11 protein-coding genes and 2 pseudogenes are annotated in these 20511 nt (G+C 50.4%); 5 read left to right on the top strand and 8 right to left on the bottom strand.

The window, feature by feature from the left end:
- On the bottom strand, positions 1 to 6309 hold the full coding sequence (locus AMF_RS05325; protein WP_010266915.1) for a hypothetical protein: 6309 nt from the start codon (positions 6307 to 6309) through the stop codon (positions 1 to 3).
- Between the two features lie 291 nt (positions 6310 to 6600).
- Here AMF_RS05325 and AMF_RS05320 point away from each other — a divergent pair, with 291 nt between their 5' ends.
- On the top strand, positions 6601 to 10590 hold the full coding sequence (locus AMF_RS05320; RefSeq protein ID WP_037349892.1) for a hypothetical protein: 3990 nt from the start codon (positions 6601 to 6603) through the stop codon (positions 10588 to 10590).
- A 249-nt stretch (positions 10591 to 10839) separates the two neighbouring features.
- Here AMF_RS05320 and AMF_RS05315 read toward each other — a convergent pair whose 3' ends face one another.
- The 4 genes from AMF_RS05315 to AMF_RS10175 form a co-directional block, all read right to left on the bottom strand.
- A complete protein-coding gene (locus AMF_RS05315) occupies positions 10840 to 11019 on the bottom strand; it encodes a Trm112 family protein (protein WP_010262501.1) in 180 nt (59 codons plus the stop codon).
- Positions 11020 to 12060, bottom strand: a complete 1041-nt coding sequence (locus AMF_RS05310; RefSeq protein ID WP_010262497.1) for a Fe(3+) ABC transporter substrate-binding protein — start codon at positions 12058 to 12060, stop codon at positions 11020 to 11022. It lies immediately after the preceding gene.
- A gap of 571 nt (positions 12061 to 12631) precedes the next feature.
- Entirely contained in the window at positions 12632 to 13012 is a 381-nt protein-coding gene (locus AMF_RS05300) for a TrbC/VirB2 family protein (protein WP_010266903.1), read from the bottom strand.
- 72 nt (positions 13013 to 13084) lie between these two features.
- A complete protein-coding gene (locus AMF_RS10175; RefSeq protein ID WP_011114405.1) occupies positions 13085 to 13318 on the bottom strand; it encodes a TrbC/VirB2 family protein in 234 nt (77 codons plus the stop codon).
- On the opposite strand from AMF_RS10175, the pseudogene AMF_RS05295 reads away from it, so the two are divergent.
- Positions 13319 to 13540 (top strand): annotated as a pseudogene (locus AMF_RS05295) (P44/Msp2 family outer membrane protein); the annotation flags it as partial.
- Positions 13541 to 15219: 1679 nt separating this feature from the next.
- Here the strand turns inward: AMF_RS05295 and AMF_RS05290 are convergent.
- The 3 genes and pseudogenes from AMF_RS05290 to AMF_RS05280 all read right to left on the bottom strand — a co-directional run.
- Positions 15220 to 15834, bottom strand: a pseudogene (locus AMF_RS05290) (P44/Msp2 family outer membrane protein); the annotation flags it as partial.
- Between the two features lie 400 nt (positions 15835 to 16234).
- Positions 16235 to 17599: a transcription termination factor Rho gene (rho, locus tag AMF_RS05285; protein ID WP_011114094.1), complete on the bottom strand. Its 1365-nt coding sequence runs from the start codon at positions 17597 to 17599 to the stop codon at positions 16235 to 16237.
- Positions 17600 to 17707: 108 nt separating this feature from the next.
- Positions 17708 to 18277, bottom strand: a complete 570-nt coding sequence (locus tag AMF_RS05280; RefSeq protein WP_010266863.1) for a cell cycle transcriptional regulator TrcR — start codon at positions 18275 to 18277, stop codon at positions 17708 to 17710.
- A 466-nt stretch (positions 18278 to 18743) separates the two neighbouring features.
- Between AMF_RS05280 and rpmI the strand changes: the two genes are divergently transcribed.
- From rpmI to pheS, 3 genes are read left to right on the top strand one after another with little or no spacing between them, the layout of a single operon-like run.
- The gene (gene rpmI, locus AMF_RS10170; protein WP_010262434.1) at positions 18744 to 18944 is read left to right on the top strand and encodes a 50S ribosomal protein L35; all 201 of its coding nucleotides are present in this window, start codon (positions 18744 to 18746) and stop codon (positions 18942 to 18944) included.
- A 26-nt stretch (positions 18945 to 18970) separates the two neighbouring features.
- Positions 18971 to 19357, top strand: coding sequence for a 50S ribosomal protein L20 (rplT, locus tag AMF_RS05270; RefSeq protein ID WP_010262430.1), 387 nt, complete (start codon positions 18971 to 18973; stop codon positions 19355 to 19357).
- The gene (gene pheS / locus AMF_RS05265) at positions 19326 to 20375 is read left to right on the top strand and encodes a phenylalanine--tRNA ligase subunit alpha (RefSeq protein ID WP_010266860.1); all 1050 of its coding nucleotides are present in this window, start codon (positions 19326 to 19328) and stop codon (positions 20373 to 20375) included. Before rplT ends, pheS begins: the two co-directional genes overlap by 32 nt.
- Positions 20376 to 20511 lie beyond the last annotated feature (136 nt).

Here is a 20511-nt window from a genome sequence, read left to right as displayed (position 1 = left end):
TTACGTAAGCTCAAACATCTTGTGCAGGGCTTCTATACCGCCGAAGTTGTACCCACCTACGGTGACCTGTCCGTTCGGGTCCACACCCCCGCTTATAACCGGGAAAACGTGGCTCTGGTGTCTACACCCCTCTGTGGTAATGGAGTTATACAGCTCAATTGCTTCTTCGTATGTGTACTCCCCGGAGCGATATTTTGCGTTCACATTTGCGTGAAACCGAACCATATTTTCATACTCAACATTGATCCACAGTGTGTAGTCGCCTCTATGATCCCGGGCAGTAGATTCTTCTACAAAGACTAAGCGCTGGGTGTCGGGCCCCCACTGCTTAGCATCAAATGCGGACATTCCGCGTGCTCCTGTGTCGGCATAGCCGCTCTCAGCGCCGCCCTCTTCATCAGCATCATCGGTGGGTGTATGTGCATCGGGTCCGTGTACATCCGCCCGCGGTCCTGGCCCCAGTAACAGTGCGTCACGTTCTTGAATGGCCTGTAGCAGTGAGGGCTGGCCCATATGCCAATTTTCGGGGGAAAAATCCTGTGCGATATCACTGGTCTCGCGTTCGTCTGCATTCCTTACAACACGATATGTGGTACTATCTTCATCATCGTTACTACGCACCTCAAGGGAGAATACCTCGGGCACCACTGCAGCTAGCATTTGTGTGCGCCATAGACTCAGCGCTGCATCTGTGTGCACATCACGAATGGCGCCCCCATCGCGTATTTGCACGCTGTATGTTGTCTTGTCAAAATATAATTCCTCACCTTCCGGCTGCTCGAGCGCCTCTGGTGTGTCACCAAGGACGAGCACATGTAGCCTCAGCGAGTCCGGGTCTTCTTTATTGTCTACAATGGTAAGTTTTAGCGTAGCCTGATCAAGGTTCCCCAGCCATGTTTTCCGCAACCACTGCATAACGCGTGGATCGTACGTGAATTCCAGATCCGTAGCGTCCTCGTCCAGGGTCCAAGCGACCTCACCTGCCCGCACTACCAGATACAGCGGATGTGCATCCGATGCGCGCTGCAGCAAGGTGTTATGCACTGCACCTGTTTCATCATCCTGCAAATCCCAAACAAGTGCATTTGCCCGCGCGCTATCCACAACTGAGCGGTGAAGGAGTGTAACTTGGTTGCTGCCAACAATGAACACCATAAACCCGGTGCTCAGATGTGCAACAGGCGTGTTGTGGTAATCCTCGCTCAGGTAGTTCTCAGGTGTGGGCACCAGGACTACTGGTGCATGCCCGGAAGGCCCGGCATGGCCCATGTGCAGCGTGAAAGCAGGTTTTCCCTCGGTGCTTTCATATATTTCGTCCAATTCCCAATCTATGTTACTGTCTGGTATCACAACGGGTGCGTCAACGTTGCTGTACTCCCTGTCGAGGTCTTGGCCCTCAGCATCGCATAGCCGCAGGGCGTATTCGTCATCTTGCAACTGAACAACTTTTACGTACCTTGCATCAAGCACTTTGAAGAGAGACGGGCCCATGTAGGCTATTAGCTCTCCTTGTCTTGTGAAAGAATACGACACCTTTGGTGCAACGCGTGGGTCTTCATCATACCGTGCGGCGACTCCGAATAGGAAGGGAGCTTGCTGCGCATCGCGATCAAGATATAGCCGAAGAGTCTCAACTACGCGCCCGTTGGGTTCGTCTACGTCGTGTGGGTGCATATCTTTGGTATCAGGTACCTTCTGGGTTGGCGAAAGGTCGTCTGTCCCGTGCTCCCCACCAACGCCGGCGTGGCGCACATTTCTGACTTTTGCAACAAACTCGTTGACGCTCCTACCCACAATTTCATTCATGTTGTGCGCAATCAGCGAAGATAAAAACTCACCTTGCGCATTTGCACCATCGCTTGCAAGCAGCGTCCCGGTTGGTGCTACTATGCGCTCGCGCCCACTGGGACCGACTACAAGTGAAACTTGCCGCGACAAAAATTCACTTAGGACATCGTGCTGCAAGTCCGGTACACCTTGTGTGGATTTTTTGCCGTGGCTGTCTGTATGTGCAATCTTGATTGGGGCGTTCAGAGGAAAGCCTATTCTACTGCCGTCTTCACGCGTGATAGGAATTTCTACTGTCTGTGACCCTATCCTAATGCCCATGCCTTGCAATCCTGCATCGTATTTATCCAGGGCAACAATCCTCACGGAGTAGCTATGGTCATCATGATAATTCGGGTCTGAAATGCGTCGCATGAATTGCTCCACTACCCAAGGGTCTTCAACCACCCGAGCTGCAGGCGTCGCGGTAAATTTTAGCGACGTACCGTCAACGCTTGCATACAGCGGCTTGCGCTCCAAAGACTGAGTCCTAGCCCATGCCATTTCACTAGAATATTGCTGGTCAGCGGGTGTGAGTGTAAGCTCAATATCCTGAATAGCGGGCCCTGCACTGCTCGCCGAGTGTTTATTGCTCAACGATAGAGTGCAGGCATACGACACTGGGTCAAATTCAAACAGTGCGTATTCCCCGCTCAAAAACATGGGGCGGTCTGAGAGGGTATCATACCCATTGTGTTTCACCAGAACACGTCCGGATTCTGACGCTTCAAGCTTGAAGTATGGTAAGTAGCCCTGGGTGTTGTACACATCTTCCAAGTCTACCGCAACTTCAGTGCCATTGGCGCCAGCCACAACTACTTGCCCAGTGTTACACAGCGCGTGATCATCTTGCAAGAAGGTTGTGTAGTCTCCGAAAACATATGAGCGACCTACTGTAGGAGCGCCCTCTGTCGCGCTTGCGGCACTCTGTTTGGTAAAATCATGCGGTGTTAGTGGTCGCCCTGTTGCATCACAGAGAGCTAATTTATATTTCTCTTCCCCGTTTTCGAACACCTTAACTACTTTCAAAAATCTGTGTTCCGGTATCAAGGCGAGAGCGTATCCGCCTAGCTTGTTTATGTGAATTATCTCTCCATTTTTAGATATGTATCCTGATGTGGGTAGGGCCGGGTTTTCGGCTCCAGATGCGTCTTTTTGCACACGCAGCACAACCTGAAATGTTTCATAGCGCCGCCCTTTACCGTCCTCAATTCTTGCCCCCAACCCAAAAGGCAGTGAGAGCATCTCCGCATGTTCAGCATCATCTGTTGAAGTATCCCCAGTTTTATTGGTGGATACTTCACTTGGAGGGGTATGCTGCGTGCCAGTACTAGAGCGTTCCCCTCCATCCCTATTGGCGTCACCACCAGCTGTGTGTGGCGGCTGGAGATCATCTACTGGCGCTGGCTCAGGCGTCCTACTAATGGGTTCATCCTCATGGTGTGTTGCAGTGTCTACACCCTGCGGAAGTACCTTGAATAACGCATCGGCGGCATTGCGCACCACAACCTTATTTCCGTGCACAATCATGTGGGTTTGAAAGTGCGGGTTGTGGCTGGTCTTTTCTTCTGCAAACGAGATGGGCTCATGCAGTGCTTTGCGTATAACCTCCTGCCCAAGCATGCTATCTGCGCACAGTAGCGAGGGAGATCCCGCCTTTGGAATGTAGGCGAGCTCCAGCATATTTCTCGAAAAAAGCACATTACCATCATTTATCTCTAAGTAGTATACTTTTTCTCCCACAAGGGCGTACACTGGGTACAGCCCACCCAGGTCATTACGCGAATCTGTAATTGCCTGGCCCACTTGAAATTTCAGTGCTAGGGGCTGAGAAATCTCTGCCGGCTTCCCATTCAGTACCAAGGCAGCTTGAGTTAAAAAGTTCAAGTATTCTCCTGGAGAATCCACGAGTCGCGCATTGCCCGCACTCGGGTCCCGACCAGACACGTAGAAAAAGCCTTCTTGCCCTAGTACCAGCAACATATTTTGAGAAGCCAGAGCAGCGGCATCCGGGATAACCCCGGGGTTTGCTGGGGGTACTTCTACTGTGTTGTCATCGTAGTGAAACAGGTGGGTATAGTATGGATGGGCAGAGAAATCGAAATAGGCCAGACTCGAGGCGAGTTTACCTACAATTGCGTGCGCGTCCTCTGTAAATTTATGGCCAAGAACGGAGCTAACACCCGGGTGCCTGACTAATGCAATTGCCGGGCTGTGGCCTTGTGCGTCATACAGGTCTTTGAGCGATATTCCCTGTACATCACTGGTGACGAACTGTGGGTTTGCAATAATATCCGGCACCACGCCCCGATTTAGCAATGCTCGTAGGTCATCTGGCAGAGAGTTGCTACCCTGATAATAACGCGCTAAGTCCTGCGCGTCTGGTGTTTTGCCCGATTCGTTACAAAATGACAGCCTATATTGCGGCTGCCCGTTAATCTCGTGCAATGCGACTTTTAGGTAACGATATTCCTCCGGAATAACTACTTTATGCCCCCAAATGTCACGAGCTATCAATTGTTCGTCTTGTCCAAAGCGGTAGCTGCGCGTTGGCAGTGCGTGCTCATCACCGTTATGAAGCTCGAGCACTACCGAGTGTTTTCGCATTCCTGTCTGCGCGTCGAACAGTATCTCTCTAGGAGCAATCGTACCTATTACACTCCATTTCTGTTCATTCTGCTGGTACGCTCTCGGGTCGTCACCAACGAATGCGGCATCTGGGTCGGAGCCCACCACACCTCCCGTGCTGACTTTGTGCTCTTCCACACCAGGCTGCGGAGTCTGTGGGCTATCTGTGGATGTGCTGCCTGTTCCATTCTTGGAATCTCCTGCATTTCCAGGCGCATTTTCCGTCGCAACTCTGGGGGGTGCTGCCTCATCAGGCTGTGGAGTTTGTGGGCTATCTGTGGGTGTGCTACCCGTTCCATTCTTAGAATCTCCTGCATTTTCAGGTGCATTTTCCGCTGCAACTCTGGGGGGTTCCTTATCAGGCTGTGGAGTCTGTGGGCTATCTGTGGATGTGCTGCCTGTTCCATTCTTAGAATCTCCTGCATTTTCAGGTGCATTTTCCGTCGCAACTCTGGGGGGTGCTGCCTCATCAGGCTGTGGAGTTTGTGGGGTATCTGTGGGTGTGCTACCCGTCTCAGTTCTGGAATCCCCTGCACCGGCGGGGTATTCCGCACTGCGCGTCAATGCTTGCAGAGGATAGGCTCTGCCCGCAATAGGCTGCCCATTGACATTTATGTAAGGGAGTTCTCCGCTATCTGTTGCAGGGATGCGAAGCGCGAAGTTGTTTTTTATCAGCGCCTCAAATGCAAGTTTGGTGAGATCCTCCCTAAACTCTGGTACACCACTGCCATCAGTCTTTCCCGCGGCAATATGCTCGAGCGTGAAGTCGCGAAACAGCAGCAAGTCCCCGCCGTGTGTACGCGCAGGCAGCGGTATTTCAGCTCCCTGAACCGACACTGCAACATTGCTCAGTATACCTGGCAGATTCTCAAACTCATGCTGCACCTCCTCTGGAGACAACAGCGTATCGCCTACAGTTATCCGCAGTGCGTACCTTCCCCCAAGAATATCAAATGCGTTTTCATCTGCGTCTCCATCATCTGGCAGAAGATTCGCTTGCTGTAAAAGTCTCCTAGCCTGCTGGTCATTCCGGACCATTATAGCGCCTTCCGCGTTCCTTGATATGCTGAACGCCCTGCCTTCCACCACAAGATATAATGGGTGTTCAAGCAATGCTGACTTCACCGCGCTTATGGTTTCCTGCTGATACTTTGCGGGCTCTATCCGTACATATGCAGGGTATTGCAGTGCCGGCGAAAAGTACGAGAAGGTTACGGAGCCGCTGCCATGGTCCAGCATTAGCGACGCGTACTCGCTGTTCAGCGCGCCCACTGTAGTTTCTGGAGTCATCGCAGGCAATGGTTCAAACGGTTTCAGGGGAAACATGTGCGCTGCAGATACGTCTTCACCAAGACGGCCAAGCGCGAATGAGGGTTGGTTCCCGTCTGGTTGCGCCAAGTCCTTTAAATCTTGCGAAGCGACGTATTCTACGTTATCGAGCGCGCTGTTATCAGCGGCAAGTCTTGCCATACTGGTGACTGTAGGAGTATTTGCACGTTCTAGGGCACTTAAAATACTTGACGTGTCACGCACGTCCTTACCTTCTAGGGGATTGAAATCCCTGACAGTGAGCAATTTTCCGTTCCGATCACAAAAACGCAGCACATGCCTTCCCTCGTCTTGGACTACCTTCAAAAATTGGTATCTGGGCGGGATCGACAGCGCGTAGCCGTGATTTTCATATATTATGTTGTACGTACCCAGGTAATAGTACCGTGATGTAGGGAACAAGACCGGGTGTTCGCCGTCTATTGCAGCCACAGAGTACAACTCTGACCCATTTTTGGAGGATATGAGCCCTCCAGGTATTATGCGAATGTCTTGATCTGCGTCTCGTTGCCCGATAATTGTCATGCTATCCTCAATAAGGGTAAGAACCAAAAGCCGGGAATTGATAGGGAATTCACATTAAAAATGAGTGAAGCGCGATTGTGACCCATCTGCCAGGAGCCTCTAAGCGAAAAAGAGGGAGAACTTTTAAATCTGCCACTACCACGCCAAAACACCACATATAGTAGCCTAGCCATGCTGGCGCGGGGAAAGCCGCTACAGTACGCACATTGCATAGGTTAAGAAATTATTTTCTATTGACTCTTCTAAAAAATTGTGCTCTACTTCCCCTCTTTTTTATTCTTAGGGGTTTTTATGAGAACGTCAGAGCGATGCCCTTTGAGGGGCTCCCCCCAGCCTCCGCAGACCGTTAGAACGTGTAACCCGGCCTGCCCCGTCGCTGCTGCGGGCGGTAAAGCGGTTTCGTCGTTTGCTGAAGTAGAGAGGGGTTTTCACAATAAGTTCAATGTACAGTCTGAACTTCTGGAGCAGTTGCAGCTCAAGCTTGCCGTACACAGTACGGACCCGCTTGCAGATGCAACGAAGCAATATGTAGAGCGCACACTCAAGACTACGCTTGAGGTGTTCCATGCAAACTTCGCGTTGGAACCGCATAATACTCCGCAAGAGCTTAATATATATGTATTTGAGCATAAGCGGGAATTTGATGCTGCACTAAGGAGCTTAGGCATCCATAGCAACATAGGTGGCATAGCATGGCCCTCTGACAATAGGATTTACGTATACAAGGAAGGGAAAAATAGGGTTGCGAACTTACCTCACGAACTAAGCCACCTTCTGTTTGACTACGCTATTTCCAGTCGCTACGGATCCCACATCGGGGTGGACATCCTAAACGAGGGTGTGGGTGAGTATATACAGCACAGTGTAGAACACGGCCACGGGGTAGACTTAGACATTATGAGAAGGGCAGATCGTGTATTGCAGATGTTTAAGGATGATCCTCAACTGAGCAGTACAAAAAATCTGGACGGCATCATGGCCATCATCGATGAGCACACAACGCAAGCCGAGCCAGAAAAGCAAGACTATAGGTACACAACTTTAAAGTACGATTTAGGCGCAACACTCATTCACTATCTGCAAACGCATAACCCTCATGCGTTGCGGGAAAGCTTCAGGAATTCTGCAACCGCACCTTACAATCCGCATGGTGAGTACACTGATCAACTGGCATCCGCAATGGTAACTATAGATCCGTTCAACCTCTTGATGCACTTACCAACCGGGTTTGAAAAGTGGCTGAACGAGAATGCCACAGAGCAATTTGCAAACCGACACAATGCATTGTTTGTGCGCAGACATTCGCTAATTGGGTTTGAAGACAAGATAATTGACGGCGAAGTCAAGCAGGTCAAGGTTTTTGATGCGCACCTTGAAAACAGCCGAGGAGGGATTGTAACAACCCTTTCCCCGGTTGGGCACATTGGAGTACACGATACGATATGCGCAATCAACCCATATTCTGGGGACGCACTTAACATACAGTATGACTACCACTTTTTGAAGCCTGTGATCGTGGAGGGGGTGCGTAAATATACATATTGTAATGCGCAAGGTGAAGATTATCTGCTGGGTAAGTATTACAAAAATGTCAGCAATATCTCTAGAATTATGACCAAGTATGACCGTGAGACTGCTGAGATACGCGAGGCCGTTGTTAGGGCGGAGAAGGCATATGGCCAATACGTGCAGGCGCAGGATGCGCATTCAGAACACGCTCTGCGTGAGGCCATAGAGCATGCATCCGTCATGCTAGACAGGGGGCTAAACAGCATTCCTGACAGCATACCCCACATGGACTTTGTGACAATTGCTGGTACAGAGTACGAAAACCGGGGTATCAAGTTGGATGTGCGAACAAAAATGCTGGGGGCGGCATATTCAGAATATGTTACCAAGCGTGCGTACGCACTCGCGGCGGGCTACGTAAATTCGGCAGAGTCGTTGATGATTAGCAAAGCTCTACGGCACCTTGTGTACATTGATCCTATAAGGATGAGGAGCGCTGACCCGTCCACGCTTAAGGAACTATGGCAATATCCAAGCGGTACTGTTTTATCTCTGGAAGCAACCGGTAAAGGAGATGTGAGCGGTGTATCTGTGTTCCTGCCAGGGGGCAAAAAGGTAGCTGAGCTGCCGAGTGATAGCGAGGCTTTTGTTGTGTACGAAGACATGCACTCAGGATTCAGAAACTTTATTACAGGTGACGGGCTCAAATCTGTATACACCACGTACTCTGAAGCTCCAGTTGCGGTGGTAACGTTGGATGAGCATGGCAACAAGGTTTCCCAATTTGTGCGCGGTACAGTAGCGTCTGATGGGGAGTCGAGTGTTGTGGTTAGCTTGAATAAATTCTTGGATCCTAAAATCCTAGCACTCAGCGGGGATGATAAGCTTACGGTGTCTCAAGGGGTTAAGATAGAACCTGCTGTTGACGCTTCAGAAGCTAGTTCCGGCACAGTGGCGAGGAAAGGCACTGCTGTTGATGATAGAGGTACAGACAGAACAAGCGATGATACGTACGATGCTACTGTGTACTCAAACAACGAGATGATCGTACAGCGACTATCCCGTCTCCAGTTTTACATGCGTGAAGAGCGTAGGGGTGAGAACGGTGATATCATCGAAAACCCTGCATTTTTCATCAGGGATGTGGCTGCAAGTAGGGTGCTGCAGTTTCCTGACAGTATAACACACCTCAAACTTGTAAGGACAGAAAATGGCACCACTAGGCTTGTTCCCTGCACGAAAGATGGGGACACAAACCCGCCCGGCATGCCGTACAACACAAAGGGTTATACGTACATTGACCCAATTTTCGCGTATCAAAGAATCGAAGCGGACTGGATTGCTAAGCACGCAAAGTTGGATCTCATAGATTTCACAAGATACGCCGATGGCACATTGTTCAAGTTGCGGTGGAATGTGGATGATCCGCAGCTACCCAGGAATGCACAAGGCGAAATAATCCGGGTACATGACCAGTCGTACTTTGCCAGAGCTGAGCTCGTTTACGAGCCAGAAAACGTAAAGATTGGTGAGCTTTCCAGTGCTCCCAGCTTCTTCCAAGGAGATATCTTCCTTGCATTTGACCCTAACTACAGCCACAGTGACTTCGTTTCCTCTTTGCATGAACAGGAAGTCGAACTACAAAATGGTGGCAATGGCACGCAACGCGTATCATTGACTGGCAAGGGAGACCTGGGCACCGACAGCGGGTTTAGCGACTACTACTCTTTCATGCAACGCCAACAGGGTGACAGCCCGGAATTGGTGCAAGAAATACACAGACGTGCTGGAATAGTGGAAGATGCCTCAGCAGATCAAGCTGCAATAAATGCTGCGCAAATGTCAAAAGTCGATGCAAGCCAGCACGATTTGCAACAACTGCGTGGTGCGATGTTGTACTTGCTGGCCAGTGATAGGGTTGTGAACGGCCAAAAGGTGCACGAGCATGATTTTTTCATTGCTAACATAAATGAGGGGAGTTACTTCCAGTTGCCACGGGCAATTACACACCTGAAAGTGGTGACCCACAATGGACAAAAGCACCTAGTTCCTTCTACTGCAGATGGGTTGGAAAACCCCAAGGGCATGCCTCAAGATTTGGGTGAGCATAGATACATCAGCTCTGTTCTTGTGCATGAAAACGCGGTAACCGACCACACGCCGAGAATTCCCGTGACCAATGTGCTTCTGACTGACTTGAATAAGTACGAAGATGGCACTCTGCTGGAGATTCGTGACAGCGGAAACATATCTTACGCCGGCATAGGTGCAACTGGGGATGGCTACTCCGAAACTGTACACTTGTTTGATAAGCACGGAAGCGAGGTAGGGGTGCTATCCAAACATCCACACCTGCTGGTCGGCAAGGTCGCGTTGGGCATCAGGGGGGAACCTACCGGGGCAGTCGACCACGGCGTGCATGGCACTGCAGGCACTGCAGAGTCTGGTGTGGTAAATACACGTAGCGCTCATGATGACGCATTAGACGACTTCCTGAGGGCTAGGCATGACAGCATACGCGCGGATAGTAGCAATGTTGTGAAAGTACAGCGCACCACACGCAGTCAGGATGATGTCGAGATGGAGAGTAGCATGTTATCAAGCTCCACATTCCCCCACACAGATCCACACATAGCCAATGTGGGAGTGCGCGGTGGTACGCCCCATCGGGATCACACCGACGATGCACTTATTGACAGTGTGGCGTGGAACACACACTGCAACGGGGGCACTCAGTGTCACACACACGAGCATAACCTACTGCCGCTATAGTAGGCACACATACTTCCCCGGGGGCGCAAGCGCGCCTCTTCGGGGGCATAGCTTCAGGCTACCGTCACGTGCCACAGCGCGTGACGCGCCTGCTGCTTCACCGAACCTTATGGCATATCTCGGAGCTTCGCCGAGAACACAATGACCACATACAGAACACAACTGGAAAAGGCTAAGGTACCGAGGGCTGCGTAACCCTGCCGCCATAACAAGCGAACGATGCAACGTTCATAGACTCACAGTAGAGCCCTACTTGGTGTCAGGCTCCAGCTTGCGCGCCTCGTCCGCAAGCATGACGGGGATTCCATCGTGCACGGGGAACGCGAGACCCGCATTTTCGCTTACCAACTCGCAACTGTCGGCATCGTAATACAACTCACCGCCAGTCAACGGGCACACCAAAACCTCTAGCAATCTTTTATCCAACAACTACTTCCACCCCTCTTCGTCTGCAATCAACACAGCCTCCGCAAGATGCTCCTCAAGGTCTTGCAACGGCAGCTCACTTTCCCGAAACTCGCCCCAAGACCGCAGGACGCTGGAGCACTCAACTCCCTGCACTATAGGATACTCCTGATTGACATCTGCATATATCTTCTGCGCCTCCGCGCTTGACAGAAACTCCAGCAGTCTAACTGCGTTTGCGAAGTTCCTTGCATGTTTTGCTATGGCTCCCCCACTAATGTTTACCATAGCGCCTTCCCCCTCCCTTTGATTGGGGAAAAACACAGCCAGCTTTGACGCGGCATCTTGGTCAGCCTTATTGCTGGAAGCGCTGACTCTACCCCAATAGTAGCTATTTACTATCGCGATCCCGCCCTCGCCGGCGGCCGCTGCGTAAATCTGGTCAGTATCTCCTCCGCTGGGCTTGCGCGCGAAGTTGGCGACCAACCCCCGGACCCACTCCCGCGTTGCCTCAGACCCATTGCTTGCTATCATGAACGCTATCAGCGACTGGTTATATGGGCTGCTTGACGATCTGACCAAGATCTTGCCCCTCCACTTCGGGTTTGCAAGATCCTCATAGGTGCTCAGATCCCCCACATCAACCAACGCCTTGTTATAGACCATCACCCGGGCGCGCTTTGTGAGCCCAAACCAATATCCCTCGGCATCCCTGTACCTTGCCGGGATGACCTGCTCAAGGACGTTAGAACGAACTGCCTGCAATAGCCCCCGCTTCTTCGCCAGTATGAGGTTTACCGCGTCAGCCGTGAGAAAGACATCGGCCTTGCTGTACATGCCTTCGCTCTCCATACGAGCAATCAGCTGCGCCGCTTCGTCGTTTATATACTGAACCTTGATCCCGGTCTCCGCGGTGAACTTTCTGAACAGGTCGCGCAACAGCTCTTCCTTGCGGGAAGAGTATACGTTCACCACCTCACCCTGACCGGACTGGTACCTGTCATACAGGAAGCCTATACCCAGACCTACTGCCAGGGCACACAGCAGCACTCCTACCACCCTCATACTGCAACCATCACCCAGGCATCGGGTCATATGATATGGGAACCAAAAAGTAAATCAAGGCAAATCTTTACAATAATCGCGAACAATAAAGGTGCGGCTGTGCAACTACGCGTATTAAGAATGGCTGAGTGCAGGGCGGCTTTCTGAGTTGGGATTAGACAGGAAACGAATCCGGCAGTGCAATCATCCCGGCTGCCGCCTTTTTAGCACACCCCCTCGCCACACCGGTCTACCACGCCTCTGCCCCACACAACGCGGCCTCATCTGTAAATTTAACTTGGCACCAACTTCCTGCCCAGCGGACACGCCCGCACATTACCCAAATTTACAATACAGATAAGCCAATGTCCTCTCATCACCGTTCTCCCTCGAAACATCACTCACACTTCCAACTCTACTGGGCACCAACACACTTGAAGTTCTTGGTACCACCGACATAACAAAGCCACTATCTATAAACCCCTGGCATCCCAGTCTAACTTGGCACGACCACCACAGCTCTCTGCACCGGTTCACTTCAACGGTAACCAGCATCTCCTAACCAAGGCCAACACAGCTCTCTGCACCATCACTACCCAGCAGCACCACTGCTACCTTTATGACTGGCACAGTCAAACTTACTGGCATCACCTATGCCTTCACCACTAAGTCCGGCAGCAAATTTAGCCATAAGCTTACCAGCACCAAAGAATATAGCTGTAAATACAACCAGCATTACAATAGCAGGCCATGCAAGCTTACCAAAGATGGCCATAATGCTAGAACCTAGTATCACCCCAGTCATGATGGGTAGTCCCAGCTTCTGCACAAACCGTATAACGTTACATATAACAACAGTCGCTGTATCGTCATCCTTAGCAGTCTGAGTATCAGCCCCTGCAGCAGGTACACCATGTAAGATACCCAATGCTAATACTCCAGCAATGAGTAAGAATCTAAGTTTTAGCAACATCACCACTCTCCCAAAACCTCTACGTCCACCCTTGCACTAACTGGTATTACCCTCAATACAGTGGCCATAAGCTTACCTATGGCTGTACATACAACCAGCATTACCATGGCAGGCCATGCAAGTGTGCCAAGCCATGACGCCAGAACCTAGTACCACCCCTGTCATGATGGGTAATCCCAGCTTCTGCACGAAGACAATGACGTCACAAATAACCTTGGTAGCTGTATCGTCAGCAGTGTTAGTACTGCTGATAGTATCGGCATTAGTAGAACCTGCTGTGATGAATAACCATATCAGGGCTACCATAGCATGCTCACAGCCCTAGAGGGGAGCATTGGGTATAGTATTGGAGGAGCCAGGGTTGAAGTAGAAGTAGGGTATGAAAGGTTTGTCATTAAGGGAGGTAAGAAGTCTAATGAGGATACAGCTTCAGTATTCTTATTAGGAAAGGAGTTAGCATATGATACAGCAAGGGGTCAGTTACTATCCAGTGCATTGGGTAGGATGTCCATGGGTGATGTACGTAGATTAAAGAAGGAAGTAGTAGGTAGTATAGGAAGGGGAACAGCTAGTCCTGTAAGGGCAATGTTTAGTAGGAAGATCTCAGATGGAGATACATTACTTGCTGGGGAGATGGTAGGAGTTGATGAAGGACTAGTTATACAAGAACTGAGCAGACCAGAAGAATTAGAAAAGCTACAACATGAACTAGCAAAGCAAGTAAGTAAATTAGCTGAACTTGGAGAACTTAAGTGGTTAGAAGAACTTGAAAAGCTGGAGACTGAGGAGCTGGAGCAAGGACTCGAAGGAGCGCTAAAAGCTTTGGGCGTGGAAGCATCAGTGCAGGAGCTGGTACAGAGATTCAAGAAGGAAATTGCTGATGGTAAGACACCGGAAGAGATAAAGCTGGAGTGGATCAAGGAGATAGAAGCTAAGAAGTTAGAGGAGGTGAAGGCGAAGGTAAAGGGTTCAGAGCTTGCAGAGCATTTGGACAAAACGTGGTTGCTACGCAGGATTGGAAGAGTAGGGCAGGAACTAGCAGCGATAAGGGAGCTTAAGGCACTAGGACTAGAAGAGCAGTTGAGAACATTAGCTGAAGTTAAGGAAGTCAAGGCATTAGCTGAGAAGCAGAAGATTGAAGGATTAGAGATTCAAGAGGGACTTCAGCTCACAGAGAGAATGAGGGGACTAGATAGAAGACTAGTACGGCTAGCAGCACAAAAGCTGGAGGAGATACAGGAACTGACACAGCGGCAAAGAATACGTAAGGAGACTAATCCGCAATCTATAAGGAAAGCAGCAAGTATGTTAGAAGAGATAAGTGTGCTAAGGGAGCTAAGACAGTTAGATGAGCTAATACCAGAAGAGCAGTTGAGGACATTAGCTGAGGTGAAAGACACTATAGCACAATTGGAAGCACAAAAGCTGACGGAGGTGTTGAAGATATTTAAGGTGGAGGAGACATCGATAGGAGCTTTGGTCAAGAAGCTACAAAAACGTCTGGAGGGCTCAGAAGGAAAGAAAGAGTTGGAAAAGCACTGGTTACTCAAGAGATCTGGTAGGGAAAAAGATGAACTAGCCAAGATCAAGGCACTAGAAGAACTTACAGAGATAGCTGAGAAGCGTGGAGTAGCCACAGTGATGAAGGCTGCATTGACTAATGCTATGGAGATCACGAAGAATAGGGGTTGGACTGATTATTTAAACAGTCTAGATGTAAGTGAGAGAGCTAATGCTGCAAGGGAATTAATTGCTGCTGAGAAAATTAGAAAATGGGCTAGGGATATTAATAACTTGGATGCTGATGAACGGGCAATGGTCGCTGGGGCCCTAACCCTTTTCCTAACCCCTTCTACAACAGTGTGACTCACCACTCTTCCTCGCAACATCGCTCACACTTCCAACTCTACTGGGCACCACCAAGGGCAGCCAGCCTCTCTTGGCACCTCATCTCGTACCCTCTTGGCCTACCAAATCTCGACCCTGCCAACACAGCCCTCTGCACCGGTGTCACCTGCATAACCCGTCTCCCAGTCTCTTGTACCTCAACACCTGCATCTCATCTTCCTTACCCAATGTGGCATTCCACAATCTTTGTCCTCTCTACTTACCCCCTACTTCTTACCGGCACCACTCACTGCTTTCCCAGGTCAACTAGTCACCCAACCTCTAGCACCTTCAGCATCTCAGCCCAACTCACCACAGCTCTCTGCACCTTCAACAGCTCTAGCAAAAGCCCCGGCAACAACTGCCTTATCCTCCTTACTCAGGTTATTAATGTTATTCGCCATCCCCTGCAAGTTGATGGTGTCTTTGTTCCCCTCAACAGAAAGCAGTGTGTCTGTACCCTCAGTGAACACCTCACTAATCTTGGTGGTGGCAGTGCTATCGGTGGTACCACACTTCTTAGTGCCATTACTGCCTTCGCCCTTGCCACACACATTCTGGCTCACCTTCTCACCATTAGTAGTACCCTCTACTGCTTTACCCCACTTCTTGGCTTCACCCTTAGTCATCTTACCTAAAGCAGTGGCAAGACGGTCTACCTGACCTCTTGCTGTATCATATGCTAACTCCTTTCCTAATAAGAATACTGAAGCTGTATCCTCATTAGACTTCTTACCTCCCTTAATGACAAACCTTTCATACCCTACTTCTACTTCAACCCTTGCTCCTCCAATACTATACCCAATGCTCCCCTCTAGGGCTGTGAGCATGCTATCCTTGAAGCTAATCTTGGGTTCTGGAGCACTCCAGTCGAAGTTGTGGACCTTGAAATCCACCCGACCTGCAGCATCTCGCTTGTACGGGAACAGGCCCTGGCACAGGCATCAGGTGCTGGTAAGTGGGAACTGGGCAGTGATAAGGCCAAGCGCTTTGAATGTGAGTATGGTGTGTCGGTAGCGTCGGGCACTGCAAGTATGTGAGAGTAGGAGGGACGTGGGTGCAGAGAGCTTTGACTGTGCCAAGAAAGTTGGGAGTGCGAGTAGTACACAGAGGTAGGGATCTGGGAAGGTGTGGGTGATGCCAAGGAACTTTGAATGCAAAGGTGGTGGAGGTAGTTAGGTGTATGGGAGAGTAGGGGCTCGGGTATGGTGTGCCAGGTCGGGTAGTAAGCGGGGACCTGGGTGATGCTAAGAACTTCAAGTGTGTAGATGGCGGAGGTTGGGTAGTTAGGTGTGCTGGGCTGGGTGGTACAAGTTATGGATGGCCTGGGTGTAATTAGCTGTTCATCATCTCAAAGAAGTCATTGTTGTCCTTGGCGATGCTTAGCTTGTCTCGCAGGAACTCCATGGCTTCTACTGGACCCATTGCTGATAGTAACCTTCTGAGTAGCCATACCTTCTTCAAAAATGCACTCTCTATCAGCATGTCTTCCTTACGAGTCCCAGATTTAGAAATATCAATCGCAGGGTAGATTCTCTTGTCTGCGATTTTCCTGTCTAGGATTATTTCACAGTTACCTGTACCCTTGAATTCTTCAAAGATGACTTCATCCATCTTTGAACCAGTTTCAATCAGTGCTGTTGCAATGATGGTGAGTGACCCGCCATTCTCGATGTTCCTTGCAGCTCCGAAGAACCTCTTGGGTCTTTGCAATGCGTTGGAATCTACCCCACCAGTTAGTACCTTACCAGATGATGGCATGACCTCATTGTACGCACGGGCCAATCTGGTGATTGAGTCTAGTAGTATCACAACTTCCTTCTTGTGTTCTACCATCCTCTTAGCCCGCTCAATTACTATTTCAGCCAGTTGTACGTGCCTATATGCTGGCTCATCAAATGTGGAGCTCACTACTTCTCCTTTTACTGACCTCAGCATGTCTGTAACTTCCTCAGGCCGTTCTCCTATGAGCAGGACTATCAACTCCATGTTTGGGTGATTCATGGCAATGGAGTGTGCAATCTGCTGCAAAATTACCGTCTTGCCCACCCTAGGTGGTGCTACAATCAGTGCACGCTGACCTTTGCCCAGTGGGGCTATGATGTCTATTGCGCGCATGCTGATGTCTTTCTTCTCCCCTCCAAAACTCTCTTTGCATTCGAGTAAAATCCTCTCCTCAGGGTATAGTGGAATCAGATCGTCAAAGTGTACGTACCTCTGTAGCTTTCCTATCTCTGTGTAGTTTATGCTATATGCCTTGACCAGTGTGAAGTATCTCTCCTTCTCCCCAGGTGCTCTGATCTCGCCACTTACTATGTCTCCTGTTCTTAAATTGAACTTCTTGATCTGGCCTGCAGATATGTAGATATCATCACTGCTTGCTGCATAGTTAGCCTTGGCTGATCTTAAAAACCCAAACCCGTCAGGTAGTGTCTCTACTACTCCACCTCCGATAGCTATGCCTCCTTCACTGATAACTCGCTTCATTAGCTGGAAAATTATCTCCTGCTTCAGCATCCTTCCGTTGCTGACTACTCCCAACTCCTCTGCTGTTACCAGTAACTCCTCCGTGCTCTTTTGCTTCAGTTCACACAGGTTCAGTACCCTCCCTCCTTCGGAGGGGGTGCGATGCTCCGCACTTCTTTCGGTCGCCGGCTTGGAGGAATAAGACCTGGACCTTCTCTTATTCTTGTTGAACACAAGATTGACCTTAAATTCATGTACAATGAAGGTATAAGCAAGCGCCCCCGGAAGCCTGCTGGGCAGGGGGCCGTACTGCTAAAAACGCGCAAAAAGAGGAAACAGCACCTACGCCTTTTGGTCCTGAATCTCCTCGTTCATATTCCTGACTCTTCTCTCTCTCTCAGCCACCATCTGAGCCTTCATAATAGCCTCATCAAGATCCGCCTGCGTGCACAAGCCCAGCAAAACCGGGTCTCTAGGCTTAATGTTGCTTGAGTTCCAGTGCTCCTTATTCCGCACCGCGGCAATCGTCGCCTTCGTGGTCCCTATAAGTTTGGCTATCTGCGAATCGTGCATCTCAGCACAGTATTTTAATATCCAGCAAACCGCATCGGGTTTGTCTCTACGCCTGGCTACAGGAGTATACCTGGCACCTCTCCTCCTTGACAGCTTACCAGTGGTTACTCCCCTATGAACCACCAATTTCGGGATCCTGGTAGGGTCCTTCTGGCAGGCTTCTATCTCCTCTTTGGTAACTTGCCCCATAGCAACCGGGTTACAACCCACAACGCCCTTGGCAACCTCGCCATCAGCGATACCCCTGACCTCAAGCAGATGCAACCCGCAAAATTCGGCGATCTGCTCAAAAGTGAGGGCTGTATTATCCACCAACCACACGGCAACGGCCCTGGGCATCAACGGAGTACCCTCATTGCTTGACGACATAATCCAAAGAATCTCCAAACTAACGAAACCGCACAGACCCCAACACTAGACCACAACCTCTAAGAATTGGTTAACCCTACAACATACGAGCACGGTCCGATTCAGGCGCGACCATGGTACCACACGCACCCTCCATGTCAAGGACTTTCAGCCATCTTAGGACATTTTGAGTTGCGGTCTGCACCGCAAAATACACGCTTTGTTATACAACTCCAAACGTGCAGCACACCGGAGATTTTCGCCCGCAGATGCGCGTGCGGGTATGTGGTACGGGAGAGTGTGCCCAAAGTGCAACCACCCCGGTTAGGTACGACTGTGCAGGTATATCTCTGCGATGCGTTCCGAATGCAGGCAAACATTCCGAGATGGTATCCGCTTGACACCACGCAGACAAGGATGTAGTCTGGGGAGTTATTGAGTTCAGGCATGGAGTTTTATGCCAAAGTTGAAGACCAAATCCTCCGCTAAGAAGAGGTTTAAGGTCACAGCGAGTGGGAGGGTGATGTCTGCCCAGTCCACCAAGCGCCACGGCATGACTAAGAGGAGCAAGAGAAGCCTTAGGACCCGTAGGGGCATCGCGCAGATGAGCGCGCCGGATGCACGTATTGTCGCGTCCTTCATGCCGTATAGTCTTTAGGTAATTGGTTGTAGGACGGGGATTTTATGGCTAGGGTCAAACGCGGTGTTACCGCCAGGGCTAGGCACAAGAAAGTTGTTGCACTTGCCAAAGGTTATAGAGGGCGCTCTAAAAACTGCTACAGAGCTGCGCTGCAGCGGCTGGAGAAGGCTTTGGTGTATGCGTATCGGGATAGGCGCAATCGTAAGCGTGACTTCAGGCGCCTGTGGATTGTGCGCATCAACGCTGCGGCAAGGCAATGGGGTATTAAATACTCTCAGCTGATGAAGGGTATGGCTTTGTGTGGTATAGAGCTGAACCGGAAGATGCTGGCGGAGATGGCCGTGAATGACAAGGCTGCCTTTGAGAAGGTAGTAAGCGCTGTCGCGGGTACCTGTGGGTATGCTTGTGCCGTTAATCAGCAAGATAAGTGATCTTAGTGAGGAGGCGAAAGCCTGCGTCGCTGCTTGTAGTTCTGTAGAAGAGTTAGATGAAGTCAGGGGGCGCTATATCGGGCGTGGTGGGGCCCTGACGGCTTTGCTGCGCCAGATCTCTACCATACAGGATATGAACGAGCGCAAAGCGGTTGGATCTGCGGCGAATGCCGCGTGTGCTGCGTTGAAGCTGGCAATTCAGGATAGGGAATCACAGCTCGCTAGGGAGCAGCTGCACTCACGGTTGGCTAGCGAACGTATTGACGTAACTCTGCCTGCAAGGCCCAGAACTTGTGGCAAGATACACCCAATTTCTGGGGTGATTAGGGAGATCAGCAGCATATTGAGTGAGCTGGGCTTTGCCGTGGTTCACGGCCCGGAGCTAGAGGACGAATTTCATGTGTTTGATGCATTAAACACGCCAGAACATCACCCTGCGCGCGCGGAGAATGACACCTTTTACATGACGAAAAGGCTCAACGGCCGGCGGGTAGTGTTGCGGACCCATACGTCGTCAATGCAGATACGTGCCATGGAGAGCAATCCCAACCCTCCAATCAAAATTATATCTCCGGGTAGGGTGTATAGAAATGACTGGGACGCCACGCACAGCCCAGTATTTCACCAGGTAGAGGGGCTGTTTGTCGACAAACACGTGACTATGGGCCATCTGAAATATTGCATCAACTACTTTCTCAGTAGATTCTTTGCGCGCAAAGTGGAAACCAGGATGAGGGCTAGTTTCTTCCCGTTTACTGAGCCGTCCGCGGAGATAGACGTAAAAGACAGGCACCAAAAGTGGGTTGAAGTGCTGGGGTGTGGCATGGTACACCCAGCCGTGTTGGAAAACGTGAACATAGATCCGGAAAAATACCGTGGCTTTGCTTTCGGCATGGGTGTTGAGCGGATGGCCATGCTGAAGTATGGCATCACGGACCTTCGCAACTTTTACAGCAATAAGCTAGAATGGCTGAACCACTACGGTTTTTGGTTTACTGACATACTAGGCCGCACTTAGCCAACGGGAGTACCTCCAGTGTGCGGCCGCGTGGTTTTTGTTGACGGATATACAGCCGGGTTGCAAACTTTTGCGTGACGCTCGGCATGGGTGGCCCACGCCGCTGTCGCATGGTGGCTCTGTAGATATCTTTGGA

The sequence above is a fragment of the Anaplasma marginale str. Florida genome, assembly GCF_000020305.1.
GTDB classification, from domain to species: domain Bacteria; phylum Pseudomonadota; class Alphaproteobacteria; order Rickettsiales; family Anaplasmataceae; genus Anaplasma; species Anaplasma marginale.
Note: the sequence above shows the minus strand (reverse complement) of the source record. Positions and strands in the feature narration are given on the sequence as shown.

Coding starts and splice junctions, on each gene's coding strand:
- AMF_RS05300 (WP_010266903.1), bottom strand. CDS start 13,012: ATGTTGCTAAAACTTAGATTCTTACTCATTGCTGGAGTATTAGCATTG.
- AMF_RS10175 (WP_011114405.1), bottom strand. CDS start 13,318: ATGGTAGCCCTGATATGGTTATTCATCACAGCAGGTTCTACTAATGCC.
- AMF_RS05320 (WP_037349892.1), top strand. CDS start 6,601: ATGAGAACGTCAGAGCGATGCCCTTTGAGGGGCTCCCCCCAGCCTCCG.
- rpmI (WP_010262434.1), top strand. CDS start 18,744: ATGCCAAAGTTGAAGACCAAATCCTCCGCTAAGAAGAGGTTTAAGGTC.
- AMF_RS05325 (WP_010266915.1), bottom strand. CDS start 6,309: ATGACAATTATCGGGCAACGAGACGCAGATCAAGACATTCGCATAATA.
- pheS (WP_010266860.1), top strand. CDS start 19,326: ATGCTTGTGCCGTTAATCAGCAAGATAAGTGATCTTAGTGAGGAGGCG.
- AMF_RS05310 (WP_010262497.1), bottom strand. CDS start 12,060: ATGAGGGTGGTAGGAGTGCTGCTGTGTGCCCTGGCAGTAGGTCTGGGT.
- rplT (WP_010262430.1), top strand. CDS start 18,971: ATGGCTAGGGTCAAACGCGGTGTTACCGCCAGGGCTAGGCACAAGAAA.
- AMF_RS05280 (WP_010266863.1), bottom strand. CDS start 18,277: ATGCCCAGGGCCGTTGCCGTGTGGTTGGTGGATAATACAGCCCTCACT.